Origin of the sequence: Rickettsia gravesii BWI-1 (assembly GCF_000485845.1) — a bacterium.
Lineage (GTDB): Bacteria > Pseudomonadota > Alphaproteobacteria > Rickettsiales > Rickettsiaceae > Rickettsia > Rickettsia rickettsii.
On record NZ_AWXL01000017.1, the window covers coordinates 1 to 13,392 of the forward strand.

Genomic DNA, 13,392 nt, shown 5'->3' on the forward strand with positions numbered 1-13,392 from the left:
AAATAGTGGCTATTTTCTTTTATTTTTGGTAATTCGTTAAAACTTGTAATAAACCATTCTATTACTTCAGGATTTTTACTTTTCTTATATTCTTGAGTGATATGGTCGGTTATTTTGTGTATGATGGTGTTTGCCTTTGTGTATAAATCTTCATCAAATTGGAATGCTTCAATTTTAGTTAAGTAAATTATTTTTCATAATTCATTAAATTGTTTATGACCTCCTTTATTAACTAACATTACTTTTAATATTTCAATTAAATTCCAAGCAGCTTCATACTTAGCATATCTGTCAACATAAGGGTTAAGGGTCACTGAGTATATCTTTGAATACTTTAAATGCTTCTTCTGCCGGTTTTACCTTTCCTAATTCAACTAAACTTAAAGCAGACTCGGATTTAATAATATAGTCAGAATTACTAAATAGATTTTTCAGTATTTTAGATGCGTTATGTGATATATTGGGGTTTATTTGTATTATCCAACCTAGGATTTTGGCGATTGTGAATTCAATATAATTACTAGGGTTATTAAGTAGTGTATTCAATATTTTTAATGTCTCTTGGGCTAAACTAGGATTTATACATATTGTTTCAGTTAAGCTCCAAATAACTACAATTTTGACTTCGTTGCTGGAATCGTTTAATACTTTTTTCAATATACTAAATATTGCTCATGTTAAACTTGGTACAATATATATTAAATCTAAGCTTAAAACAGCCGTAGCCTTAATATAAATATTAGAATCATTTAGTAGATCTTGCAGTGTATTTAAAGCTTCTTGTTCATGCATTACACTTAGCATTTCAGTTAAGCTTCGAGTAGCTTGATATAAAATTTCATTATTAGGGTTACCAAATAGTTATTCTGATTTTAAACATTGCACAGTATCAAATTTGACATAATTAGCATTACGGATTAGTGTTTTCAATATGTTCAATGCTTCTTTTACTAAACTAGGCTTTGCTTTTACTATTTCAACTAAAACTGAAACTGCCTCGAATTTGAAATTTTCTATAGGATCATTAAATAATTCTTGCAGTGCATTAAATGCCTTGGGTGCTATAATATTAGGTGTTGTATTTACTATCTTAACTAAGCTTTTAGTAACTAAGTATTTGTTGTATAATTTTTTTACCTGATTTAATATTTTAATATCTAACTTAGGCATAATATTAATTATTTCAATCAATATTATATTTACATATTCATTTAATACCTTTTTATTTAATAACGGTATTATTTTTTTAAGCTTTCCTGTAATATTGTCTTATCTATCATCTCATCTAATATTTGGGCTAATTTTTGTAATTGTTCATCTTTAATTTCTAATAGGCTTGTTAACTTCTTATAAATTTTTGTTTTACTGCCCCATTCATTTCTATTTGCTAATCCTGTGATGATTCCTATAACTGTTTTAAATGCTTGAGGGTCAGGTTTTTTGTTTTGTAATTTTTCATTTACTGTTTTAACAATCGCTTCCGATAAATAACCGCTGTCTATTATATGTTGTTCCCAACGCGTAATATCTTTTAGCACAACTTCATCTATTAAATTTTGTATTTGTTTTAAATTCGGTATTCTACTATCAAATTTCCCGTTAATTTTGCTTTGAGCTAATAAATAATCTTTCTTTCAATCCCTAACTCTAATATCCTATCAACATTACATGTTACAGCTTCCCAAAATATTTCTGTTAACTCTTGTTTGTTATCATTACTAACTATTCCAGCTAGAACCTTCAGAGTCATTAGATATTTCGGTTCGTTTCTATGCTTACCTATAAAGCTCGCTGCTTTGTGTTTTGTATTATTATCTGTTAACTGATTTTTTAAATAACATGCGACTAAAAATTCTTGAATAGTTAAGTGAATAAATTGATAATTACTTCCTTCTCTTTTTAATCGTCCTTGTTCTATAACTTCATCTATATCATTAGCTTCAATTTTATTTTTATATTTATTTTAGTTTTTTTCTAGATGCCTATTATTAAGCCAGTTTATTATTTCACTATATAAACGACTTATATTAAAATCTTCATCGCTGTTTTTGTGAAACTGATCCCTTATATCTTGATCACTCCAAACCAAATATATTAATGCAGTATTGATAGGAATTTCACATATTGTTTTTATTTGGCTATGAGTATCCAAAAAGCTTTTTAATTGCACTCCTAGCTCTTTATCATACTCAAAATTTTTATGTACATATTGCTCTATTCCCTCACTATCCCAGCCTGTATTGTCTACTTTCCGCGCAAACCTGTTACGCATTTCTTCTACAACCGCATTAGGTCTAGAACTCATTATTACGTTTTTATATTCTAATATTTTATCTATTAACTTTTTAAATTCATCTCGAGTATTTAGATGTGCTACTGTCATACCCGTCAAGTAATAACAACATCTTATCTTTATTTTGGATATCCATTATTTCCTTAACACTTAAGGTACTTTCACTACTGCCTAAACAATAATGGATAAAACAATTAAGCTTACTTTGAGATAAATTATTAATATCAAAATACCCACTATAACCGTCTTTCCAACTTTCATTTAATAATGCTTTGAACCTAACTCTAAAAACATAATCAAACTTATCGCTCCATAACTCCCCTTTTCCCCATTTATAAGATATATAATGCATTAACGTGGACCTATTCCTACACTACCGAGTAACAGTACTTTACCGACATCTGCTTTTATTCTGTTTACTTGCTCAATGATATTTTTTATTTCTGATTCACTTTTATTAGGTAGATTTCTGCGAAGTATCTCAAACTTATGTTCTTCATTTAGTGACTTAACTATATTATCAATTTTTTCTTCTTGAACTTGATAATTTTTATTAAACAGCTCTCTTATCTTTCCGTATCTATGGCTTTAAAAATATTCTCTATTGCTATCGATCTCTTTTCTCCGACAACTTTATCGCGTAATGCTGCTTCATCGTCTTCACTCAATAATATCTGTAATTTTACGTAATATTCATCTAAAGACTGAGCTTTGATTTTCGTATCTTCTATTAGCTTTGGTAAAGTATCGTGAGAGCTATATAAGGTTCTTAACTTGTCAGTTAATGATTTTGAAGTAGAAGGCTTCATATTTTTACTTAATGGTAGAAAGTATACTTTTATTAGAAAACCTAATTAGATTAAAACAATTATAGGTGTGAGTTTAAGAATTTAATTTTATTTAAGCAATTTAAAATTGATTAACCAAAATAATTTATTTTTATTTATTGCAACTATTAATTATTAATGTATAAGAAATTATACACTCAACAAAATTAGCACTTATAGTTATAAAATATAAAAATATGAAACGAACATCTAAAATATTAACCATAGGAATTTTAATAGCCGGTAATAATATATTTGCACAGGATACGAAGTCTGCTAAAGAATAAGGACAAAGAAGGATTATTAGAACTAAGCTGTAGAGGGCTTTAGCAACTATAGGGTTTTTAAATGCACTACGTACAATCTCATCATGTTTAGGCTTTTTTTATATAATATAATTTTACGAAGAAAATAATTTTAATTAGAAGTAGTATTAAAGTTCAATATTATATATAAGTTTGTTGATAAAAAATGATTTATTTACTAATATCTATATTTCCATAAATAATATTAGTTTTATATGCTACTTCTACTTCCTGAAATAACTTTGACTTTAATAGCACTTTTAGGGCAGCTTTTTGCCGTAATGATCCCAAATAAAAATAGAATTATTTCTAATATCATTATTTTACTATGCATATTATCAATTTTTCTTACCTTTAAGTACTCAAGTTATGAAGGAGTATGGTACTCATTTGCTACCGGAATAAATATCGGTATTAGTAAAAGCATAGTGCTACTATTCACTATTATCTCCATGATTATATACCGTGATTACTCTATTCTTGTTGCTGAGGCATTAAAGTTTGAATTTATTACTTTAATGTTATTATCGGTCGTAGGTATTTTTGTTGCAATTTCATCACGGAATTTTCTATTATTATTCTGCGGTATGGAGCTTACTGCTTTAACTTCATATGCACTTGCAGGATTCAAATTAAATGATATGAAATCATCGGAAGGTGCTTTAAAATATTTTATCTTAGGTAGTTTAGTTAGTTGTTTATCATTATTCGGTATTTCTTTTATATACGGATTCGGCGGAAGCCTACAATTTGAGGATATCTTATATAAACTAAATGACAATTCCAGAATGAATCTTGGTTTAATAATCGGTATTGTACTATTTTTAAGTAGTATTTTCTTTAAACTCTCAAGTGTTCCACTCCATTTTTGGGTCCCTGACGTATATGAAGGATCACCGATTACTTCGGTTACTTATTTCACCGCTGCCTCAAAAATAGGTATGGTTATTGTTTTATTAAATATCAGCAAATTAATTATAGGTAATTACTACCCTATTAATTATAATTTAATAAAGATAATTGCTATATTATCTATGCTGTTTGGAGCTTTTGGAGCCATTCGTCAAACTTCTCTAAAAAGATTAATGGCTTATAGTACTATTTTAAATATCGGTTATGTATTAATCGGCGTTCTTCTGCATAATCAAGAAGGATATAAAGCAGCTCTACTATATATTCTAATATATGCGGTAGGGAGTATAGGATTTTTTACTTGCTTAATTATACTGCTCGGTAAAGACGCCAATAAAGCTAGTTTTAAAACTATACAAGGAATTGCAGAGCATCATAAAACTATAACTACCGTAATTAGCATAGTTATGTTTTCAATGATTGGAATCCCTCCTCTTACAGGATTTTTCGGTAAATATTACCTTTTTTACCAAGCAATTAATCAAGAAGAATTTGCATTAGCTTATTGTGGTATTTTTACCAGCGTAGTTGCTGCGTTTTATTATCTTAAAGTAGTAAAAGCCATGTATTTTTCTAAAAAGATTGAGATAATTAAGCTTAAGCTGCCGATGCAATATGGGCTTTTACTAATTAATTACTTAGTTGTAGGCTTCTTGTTGCTTGGTTCATTTATTATCTCGTTTTAGCCGGTGTAGACTTTTTATTAACAACACTAGCTGCAGTAGTTTTAGTAGACTTCATAAGCTTTTCTTTTAGATTCTTTATATGTTTTAGATTTTCTTCATCTAATTTTAATAAATCTTGGTCTTTTTGTTTAGCTTTTTTAGCTAGACCTAATTGACTTGGAGTAACATTAACAATATCATCCGTTCCAACTGCTTTCTTAAATTTTTCTAGAGCATCTACATATTCTCTGTTTGCATATATACTTGTCTTTACCGATTTTTGTTTTGGTTCTTTCTTTATTTTATCAGAAGAACCAGCTAAATTTCTTTCATCTTTAATATCTTCATTTAAACTTTTTATTGTCTTTATTAAATGTTTTTTCGCACTATCTCTAATACCAAGTATTTCTAAAATTCTTGCAAAATTAGTAGTAATTTTATTTCTTAATTTAAGTTTTTGTCCTCCTTTTTTTCTTTCTTCATAATTAAGAATTTTCGCAAAATAATCAGGATACTCTTTCATTAACGTTTTTAATCCTTGCTCTTTCACTTCGTAATAAGGAAAACTATATTTTTTAGAAATTAAACTATTTACTTTAATTTCTAAGCCGTATTCCTTTAAGGATTCTTGCCTTTTTTTCATTGTATCTATTAAACTCGCCTTAATTTCTTCAGGCGTTATTTCTTTAGATTGTTTATTATTAAATTGCTTTGGCATCGCTTGTTTTGCAAATTCTGCAATTGCTTTATTACTATAATATTTAGTTAATTCATCAAAACTTTTATCAATAGTTTTGCTTAAATCAATTTTAGAAACTGCAAGTAAGCTATCGGCAAAATTAGGATTTTTTGTTCTTAAATTAGAAGGAAATTCTCTAAAATGGTTAGTGGGACCAAGTCCAGGCAAATGTTTGGCTCTTGAATGCGGATATATATTATTTGTTAAATTATCAAAACTACCAGCAAAATCAATTCTTACTAATTTAGGTAAAGTTTTTGGATTTTTTTGATCTCTGATAACTCCTATATTGCCAACATGTATATCAAAATCGCCGATCAATAAACTTGCCGGCATAATGTTTTCAAAGTTCTGATACTTAATTTCCTTAAAAGCATTTTCTAAGGTTCTAAATAATTTATTTCTAGCCCCCATAAAAAGTGGTCTACCACCGTCCTTTCTAAACCAAGAACTCGGTTTAGTTTTAGCAGACATATGTTTATCCATGTCCACATACATATCGCTACTATAATTCTCAAAAAATTCAGATTTGACATATATTTGCGAATCAACGGCTTTAGATTTATTAAAATCATCAGGAGCAATTAAATTAACCTTTGCTCCATTTCCAGGACTTATAGCTTCAAAAATTTGAGATCCTAAAAACTCGGCTATATTTTTTGAGCTTGAAGCCTCTTTTTTTATCATCGCTGTAATTTTACCGTCTAAGCTTTGATATACTCCGCCATGCTCTCCTGCCTCATTAGCTCCGCCTCCTTTAGGCTTTAAAAAATTCCAACCTTTAAATACTGATTTCTTATTTTGTGTCATCTTCGCCTCTTTATAATGATTTACATCAAATTTATAATTTTGATATAATTATAAAACACATTATTTATATATAATTTATTTTATATCAAGGACGAAAGCCGTTTTCTACTTAATTTTATTGTTCTTTAATATTTCAGCTACTTCAAGAGCTGCATAGGTAAATATACCTGTGGCACCGGCACGTTTAAAACTAATTAATGACTCCATCAAAGCTCTCTCCCAATCAATTGCCCCTGCTTCTGCTGCAAATTTTAACATTGCATATTCTCCACTAACCTGATATGCAAAAATTTTAGCATTAAAATTATTTGCCGCTTCACGAATAACATCCAAAAACGGCATACCAGGCTTCACCATTACCATATCGGCTCCCTCTGCTATATCATGTTCAATCTCAAGCATTGCTTCCTTAATATTACGTACATCCATTTGATAGCTTGATTTATCTAAATAATTCTTTTTATTACTCTTAACAGCATCGCGAAACGGACCATAAAAACTTGAAGCATATTTAGCGGCATAAGCAAGAATTCCAACATTTATAAATCCCTCTTTGTCAAGATATTCCCTTATAGCCCCGATTCTTCCATCCATCATATCGGAAGGTGCAACAATATCTACTCCAGCTTTTGCTAGCACTAATGCTTGATTACACAAAGCTCTTACTGATCTATCATTATCAACTTCCCCATGATGCACAATACCATCATGACTATGTGTAGTATAAGGATCAAGTGCTACATCGCATATTATACCAATATCGATATTAGCGTTCTTGATGCTTCTAATAGTTCTACATATTAAATTATCTAAATTATAAGCCTCATCGGCATTTTCACTTTTTAGACTCTGATCAATACTCGGAAATAATGCAATAACATTAATACCAAGCTCTGCTGCTTCTTTTGCCGTTTCTACTATTTGATCAATCGATAAACGATATATACCAGGCATAGTTTTAATTTCTTGCCTTTCATTATGTCCTGCAACAACAAATAAAGGCAACACTAAATCACTAACCGATAAATTACTTTCGGATATTAACTCTCTAAGCCAAAAAGCTTTTCTATTTCTTCTAAGTCTAATATGGGGGTACATAAAATTCATATCTCATTTTAGTTAATAACTTGGATTCTAATATATAAAATATATAACCTAACTATCTTATAGTAAAAATATTGCATTATAAAAAGAAATTTTGCTTGCAATTTATAAAAAATTTAAGCAAGCTGTTTAATTATGTAAATAAACATAGGAGCTTAATATGACACAAGATAATATTCCAAAATCAGTAAAAGACAGAATACAAGAGTGGGAAAAAAAATCAAAAAATATGTCAAATAACCCACCAAAAAAAACAAAACCGGCTGTTCCTCTAAAACCCACTTCTGAGCAAATAAAGGCATGGAACGAGGCACATAAAAAACAGACTGACTTAACTACACATTCCCAAGCACTTGATATATTTGTCGACACCCCATCTCCGCAAGTTGAAACCCAAAAGCCTATTATTTTTTCAAAACCGATTCCGGAACAAACAAAAGTACCGGAAGAAACACCTAAAAAACAATCTAATTTAACCGTAAAAGAGAAAATAGAGAAATTTTTTAAAGATCATAATATTGATACCAAAGATGCTTTGATTCCGGAATTTAGCCGCTATATAGAATTAAGCGGTTCTATGGCAGGGAAGCGTCTTGATGTTACTATTAAAGCTTATGAACAATCATTAGGACGGCTAATAAAACAAGTAGGAGTACCTCAAAAAGAGTTTGTTTCTTTTATAGAAGATGATCTAATAAAGAATCATCCACACAAAGATAAATTTGAAAAAATAAATCAACATTATAAATTACCTGAACCACCTAAATTATCTGATATAATTGATAATCTTAGAGAATTAGTAAACAATGATGATATAATAGCTCATTTGAAACAAAGTAGAAAACACATTGAATTTAAAGAAAAAGTAAATAATATTATTCAGATTTATGATGATAATAAGCATAATCCAGCTGCTATAGCTAAAGTTGAAGCAAAACTGAAAGAGGCAGGTAAATGGTGTGAAGAAACTACAAAAATGGATAATAATCCTATTTGGAAAAATATTGGTAATTTTATAAAATATTCTTTTACCGGAGATAAAGCTAAAGCTGCTTTTTATAAAGATGCTATAAAAAATTCTACTCAAAATACTAAAAAAGCTATAGCAGAAATACAAAAATCTCTTACCAATCCTTCTCCTTATTCATCTAATGTTCCACCGTCGAAGAATCAAGGAGCAAGATATAGAAGCTAATAAAAACTTTTAGGATCGATATCTATTTTTAGATGGCAAAAAGAAGGAATTTTTATAAGGCTTAGCCAAAATTTTAAATATTTCTGCAAATTAAATTTCTTATCGGCTATAATAAGTATCCGGTAACGATATTTACCAGCAAGCTTTGACATTAATGAGCTTGCCGGTCCTAAAATTTTCACGTTTGCTTTTGGTGCGATTCGGACCATATCCCTAGCAATTTCTAGAATTTTAGCCTCACTGGAACCTGATAAAATTACCGATGCTGTTTTGGAAAATGGCGGCATATCTGCTGATTTTCTTATTTCAAGTTCATTTGCAAAAAAACTATCTTCGTCACCGACTTTAACATAACTAAAAATTGTATTATCAGGATAATAGCTTTGTAAATATACTACACCTTTACTATCTCCTCTACCCGCTCTACCACCTACTTGATGTAGTAGCTGAAAAGTTCGCTCAGATGCTCTAAGATCGGCATTATTGCTTCCAAGATCGGCATCTATTACTCCAACTAAAGTAAGATTCGGAAAGTGATAACCTTTTGTTATTATTTGTGTGCCTATTAAAATATCAATTTCTAAATTTTCCATTTGATGTAGAAGCTGTGCTATTTTTTCCGGGCTTTTAGCATGATCTTTACTTATCACCGCAATTTTACTCTCAGGAAAAAGTGCTTTTGCTTCTTCCTCTATTCTCTCTATACCTGGACCACAGATAGTTAATGTTTCATCCTCTAGACATTCAGGACAAGAACTAAAAATTTTACTTTGATAACCGCAATGGTGACATTCAAGTTTTTTAGTCGCTTTATGTACTACCATCCAAGAAGAGCAGAATTTACAGGTAAATCTGTGACCGCAAGCTTTGCATAGCATGAGTGGAGCATAACCACGCCTATTAAGAAATAATAAGACTTGCTTTTTATTATCTAAATTACCTTTGATAGCTTCTATAAGAATCTTGGATAAATAGGAATTCTTAGATAGCTTTTCTTTAGTCATGTCGATTATTTCTATATTTGGCAAATCGACATTTTTGTATCTATTAACCAATGTAACCAATTGATATTTACCCATTTCTATATTATGTATCGTTTCAATAGACGGTGTTGCCGAACACAAAACAATTTGTGCTTTATCAAATGTACCTCTTACGATAGCCGTATCCCTAGCATTATATAATATACCATCATCTTGTTTATAGGAATCGTCATGCTCCTCATCTATAACTATTAAACCGAGATTTTTAAAAGATAAAAACAAACTACTTCTAGCCCCAATTACTACTTTAACTTTATCGCTTAATATACCTCTTAAAATCATTTTCTTGTGAGCTTTGGTAACGCTTGAGTTCCATATGATAGGCTCAAAACCGAATCGCTCTATAAAACGATTAATAATTTGTGTACTTAAAGCAATTTCAGGCAACATAACAAGCACTTGTTTGCCTCTTGCTAAGTAATCTGCTATTAGATGAAAATATATTTCTGTTTTACCTGATCCCGTAACACCTTTAACAAGTGTTGGCTTATTACTTTCATTTAAAATTGTTACTGCTTGTTTCTGCTCTTCTGACAAATCAGGTAGCACAAAGTTATTATTGACTTTCTGCTCCTTAACTTTAATCGGTTTTTCAGCAATATCTATAGGTAATACTAACTTGGCTATGCTCCCAAGCTCTGACATATAGTAGCTACTCATCCATTTAATTAATTCTAAAACTTCTGAAGTAATATTTAAATTTAACGGTACTTTCGCTCTAATAGTTTTTATTTTTTTTGCCTCGGAATTTGAAACAAGATCCCATACTATGCCGGTTAATTCCTTATGTCTAAAAGGCACTACAACAAGATCACCTATGTTTAGCTCTAAATCTTCAGGTATTAAATAATCTAGCGGAAATAATTTTGCTACCGGTAATAATATTTTTGCTATTCGCATATATAATGTATTTTATAATTTTTTTTTTATTATATACTAAACTGATAAATTATAGAAACCTAGATGAATAAAGAAACAAAAATTGTTATAGCAATTTCTGGAGCTTCAGGAGCAATATACGGTATTCGTTTGCTTGAAGTACTAAAGCAACAAAATATCGAAACTCATTTGGTTATTTCAGAGGGAGCAGCTCTTACTATAAAGCTCGAAACTAAATATTCTATAGATGAAGTTAAGCTACTGGCTAATTATTATTATGACGATAAAGATTTAGGTGCTATTATTTCAAGCGGCTCTTTTAAAACTTCAGGCATGATAATAGCCCCTTGTAGTATGAAGACCTTAGCAAGTATTGCTCACTCAATGGAAGATAATTTAATTAGTAGAGCGGCAGGTGTTGTACTTAAAGATAGAAGAAAACTTATTTTAATGACCCGTGAAACTCCTTTGCATATCGGACATTTAGAAAATATGTTAAAAGTAGCGAGTTACGGCGGCATTATATCGCCACCCGTGCCAGCTTTTTATAATAACCCTGTAAGTATAGATGATATAGTGAATCATTCTATTACTAGAGTTTTAGATTTTTTCGATATCGAAACTAATTTAATTAAACGCTGGGATAGTTATGAGCAATAAAGTATCAACTTTACTATTAAAACTTGCATTAAAAAAAGCCCGTAATATCATTAATAAATATTTTTCACTGGAAGAAAGTTTAGTAGATAAATTAATCGCTGAACGTAGAAATGAAGCAAAGAATGAATAATGTAAAATGTTCTGTTTTGGGCTTTGTTGTGTGGATCGGTTTTAACGTCATTGCAAGGAAATTACATAAGTAATTAACGAAGCAATCCAGTAAATTCTGATTTACAGAATTTTTTTATCATTCTCCTAGATTGCCACGCAGCCTACGGCTGCTTGCAATGACGACTCGGTATCCACGAAACAATACCTCATGGGAATGACATAAAGGGCTTCTTTTTTCAAACCATATAATAATTTAACAAACAACAATGGCACGTAATAAAATAAATAACGAAACAAATATATTAGCTGATAACGAAGATAATTTACCTATACCAAGGGTTTTACCTTCAAATGTTCAAGCAGAGCAAATGCTACTTGGGGCGATTTTAACCAATAACGAATTACTAAATTACGTATCGGAATTTTTACGTGATGAACATTTTTTTGAACCTATTCATCAAAAAATCTATAAGGCAATTGAGAAAATTACTGAAAAAGGACTGACAGCTACACCTATTACTTTACGTAGTATGTTAACTCAAGATGAACTATTTCAAGAAGTAGAAGGAGCGGAGTATTTAGCAAAATTGATAACTATTTCAATGATGGTAATAAATCCGGTTGATTATGGTAAAATAATATATGATTTAGCAATAAAGCGTAATTTAATAAATATCGGTGAAGAAGTAGTAAATAATGCCTATAATTCTTCATTAGAAGTTGAAGCAAAGGAACAGATTGAACATGCCGAAGCTAAACTTTACGATTTAGCTAGCGAAGGCTTGAATGAAAAAAGTTTTACCAAAATCGGCATATCTATTTCAGAGTCACTAGCTAGTATTAATAGGGCTATGAAAAATAATGATCATGTAATCGGTATATCTACCGGTTTGATTGATCTAGATAATAAATTATGCGGCTTTCATAATTCCGATCTTATAATTCTTGCAGGACGTCCGTCGATGGGTAAAACGGCATTTGCTATAAATCTTGCACTTAATGCCTGTAATAATATGCGTCTTAAAAATATTAGAGATAATCAAGAAATTCAGTCAGTAGGTTTTTTCTCTTTAGAAATGTCCTCAGAACAGCTAACCACACGTCTACTTTCAATGTGTGCAGAAATTGATTCTACTTCTCTTCGTACAGGAATTCTAGGTGAAGAAAAATATAACCGTCTTCGCAAGGAAGCAAATACTTTATCGGAATTACAATTTTTTATCGATGATACCCCTGCTCTATCTATTTCCGCTATAAGAACAAGAGCTAGAAGAATGAAACGCAAGCATAATCTCGGTATATTATTTATTGATTATTTACAATTAATTAGAGGAGTAAGTAAATCTGAAAATAGAGTTAGCGAGATTTCAGAAATAACCCAAGGTTTAAAAGCAATAGCAAAAGAGTTAAATATTCCGGTTATTGCGTTATCTCAGCTTTCAAGAGCGGTAGAACTACGTGAGGATAAAAAACCTATGCTATCCGATCTTCGAGAATCGGGAACTATAGAACAAGATGCTGATATAGTAATGTTTATTTATCGTGAAGAATATTATTTAACTAGAAAAGAACCGGCAGCAAGCGATGCTAAACATGCCGAATGGTTAGATAAGCTCAACAAAGTATACAATATTGCCGATATAATTGTTGCAAAGCATCGTAACGGACCAGTTGGAAATGTTCCGCTTTATTATGATAGTCAATTTTCTAAATTTGGTAATTTGGAGACAAGAACTTTTAACTCTAATTAAATCAGAGTGGCTTTACATCATTATTGCGTGGATACCAAATCGTCATTGCAAGCGAACGTTAGTGAGCGTGGCAATCTCAGGAATTTTTCCCGAAATTG

Annotated in this window: 16 protein-coding genes; 5 read left to right on the forward strand and 11 right to left on the reverse strand. The window is 30.4% G+C overall.

Translation table 11 applies throughout. The features are described from left to right. Nucleotides 1–303 precede the first annotated feature (303 nt). The 8 genes from RGRA_RS09075 to RGRA_RS11495 all read right to left on the reverse strand — a co-directional run bounded on the left by RGRA_RS09075 (nt 304) and on the right by RGRA_RS11495 (nt 3,102). Nucleotides 304–657, reverse strand: coding sequence for a HEAT repeat domain-containing protein (locus RGRA_RS09075; protein ID WP_236609813.1), 354 nt, complete (start codon nt 655–657; stop codon nt 304–306). A 15-nt stretch (nt 658–672) separates the two neighbouring features. After that, nucleotides 673–804: a hypothetical protein gene (locus RGRA_RS14125; RefSeq protein WP_269077356.1), complete on the reverse strand. Its 132-nt coding sequence runs from the start codon at nt 802–804 to the stop codon at nt 673–675. Between the two features lie 57 nt (nt 805–861). After that, on the reverse strand, nt 862–1,170 hold the full coding sequence (locus tag RGRA_RS11875; RefSeq protein ID WP_157668031.1) for a hypothetical protein: 309 nt from the start codon (nt 1,168–1,170) through the stop codon (nt 862–864). 68 nt (nt 1,171–1,238) lie between these two features. Further along, the gene (locus RGRA_RS13570) at nt 1,239–1,538 is read right to left on the reverse strand and encodes a hypothetical protein (RefSeq protein WP_017442282.1); all 300 of its coding nucleotides are present in this window, start codon (nt 1,536–1,538) and stop codon (nt 1,239–1,241) included. Between the two features lie 77 nt (nt 1,539–1,615). Beyond that, nucleotides 1,616–1,750, reverse strand: coding sequence for a hypothetical protein (locus tag RGRA_RS14130; protein WP_017442283.1), 135 nt, complete (start codon nt 1,748–1,750; stop codon nt 1,616–1,618). Between the two features lie 213 nt (nt 1,751–1,963). Beyond that, a complete protein-coding gene (locus RGRA_RS13575) occupies nt 1,964–2,383 on the reverse strand; it encodes a hypothetical protein (protein ID WP_017442284.1) in 420 nt (139 codons plus the stop codon). After that, nucleotides 2,352–2,645: a hypothetical protein gene (locus tag RGRA_RS12140; RefSeq protein ID WP_017442285.1), complete on the reverse strand. Its 294-nt coding sequence runs from the start codon at nt 2,643–2,645 to the stop codon at nt 2,352–2,354. Before RGRA_RS12140 ends, RGRA_RS13575 begins: the two co-directional genes overlap by 32 nt. A 214-nt stretch (nt 2,646–2,859) precedes the next feature. Further along, a complete protein-coding gene (locus RGRA_RS11495; protein WP_017442286.1) occupies nt 2,860–3,102 on the reverse strand; it encodes a hypothetical protein in 243 nt (80 codons plus the stop codon). Nucleotides 3,103–3,640: 538 nt separating this feature from the next. On the opposite strand from RGRA_RS11495, the gene nuoN reads away from it, so the two are divergent. Further along, a complete protein-coding gene (gene nuoN, locus RGRA_RS0105195) occupies nt 3,641–5,023 on the forward strand; it encodes an NADH-quinone oxidoreductase subunit NuoN (RefSeq protein WP_017442288.1) in 1,383 nt (460 codons plus the stop codon). On the opposite strand, the gene RGRA_RS0105200 is transcribed toward nuoN, so the two are convergent. After that, nucleotides 5,010–6,551 (reverse strand): hypothetical protein, encoded by a 1,542-nt coding sequence (locus RGRA_RS0105200; RefSeq protein WP_017442289.1) that lies wholly within the window; start codon nt 6,549–6,551, stop codon nt 5,010–5,012. The genes nuoN and RGRA_RS0105200 overlap by 14 nt on opposite strands. 105 nt (nt 6,552–6,656) lie before the next feature. Next, a complete protein-coding gene (hemB, locus tag RGRA_RS0105205; protein ID WP_024547335.1) occupies nt 6,657–7,649 on the reverse strand; it encodes a porphobilinogen synthase in 993 nt (330 codons plus the stop codon). A 166-nt stretch (nt 7,650–7,815) separates the two neighbouring features. Between hemB and RGRA_RS0105210 the strand changes: the two genes are divergently transcribed. Next, the gene (locus tag RGRA_RS0105210) at nt 7,816–8,850 is read left to right on the forward strand and encodes a hypothetical protein (protein WP_024547336.1); all 1,035 of its coding nucleotides are present in this window, start codon (nt 7,816–7,818) and stop codon (nt 8,848–8,850) included. Here the strand turns inward: RGRA_RS0105210 and RGRA_RS0105215 are convergent. Continuing rightward, nucleotides 8,847–10,793: a primosomal protein N' gene (locus RGRA_RS0105215; RefSeq protein WP_017442292.1), complete on the reverse strand. Its 1,947-nt coding sequence runs from the start codon at nt 10,791–10,793 to the stop codon at nt 8,847–8,849. The two genes, RGRA_RS0105210 and RGRA_RS0105215, sit on opposite strands and share 4 nt — an antisense overlap. Before the next feature lie 63 nt (nt 10,794–10,856). Here RGRA_RS0105215 and RGRA_RS0105220 point away from each other — a divergent pair, with 63 nt between their 5' ends. The 3 genes from RGRA_RS0105220 to RGRA_RS0105230 all read left to right on the forward strand — a co-directional run bounded on the left by RGRA_RS0105220 (nt 10,857) and on the right by RGRA_RS0105230 (nt 13,294). Then, on the forward strand, nt 10,857–11,432 hold the full coding sequence (locus RGRA_RS0105220) for a UbiX family flavin prenyltransferase (protein WP_017442293.1): 576 nt from the start codon (nt 10,857–10,859) through the stop codon (nt 11,430–11,432). Then, the gene (locus RGRA_RS12335) at nt 11,422–11,562 is read left to right on the forward strand and encodes a hypothetical protein (RefSeq protein ID WP_017442294.1); all 141 of its coding nucleotides are present in this window, start codon (nt 11,422–11,424) and stop codon (nt 11,560–11,562) included. The genes RGRA_RS0105220 and RGRA_RS12335 overlap by 11 nt, the downstream gene beginning before the upstream one ends. A gap of 247 nt (nt 11,563–11,809) precedes the next feature. After that, on the forward strand, nt 11,810–13,294 hold the full coding sequence (locus RGRA_RS0105230) for a replicative DNA helicase (protein WP_017442295.1): 1,485 nt from the start codon (nt 11,810–11,812) through the stop codon (nt 13,292–13,294). The last annotated feature ends 98 nt before the right edge of the window (nt 13,295–13,392 follow it).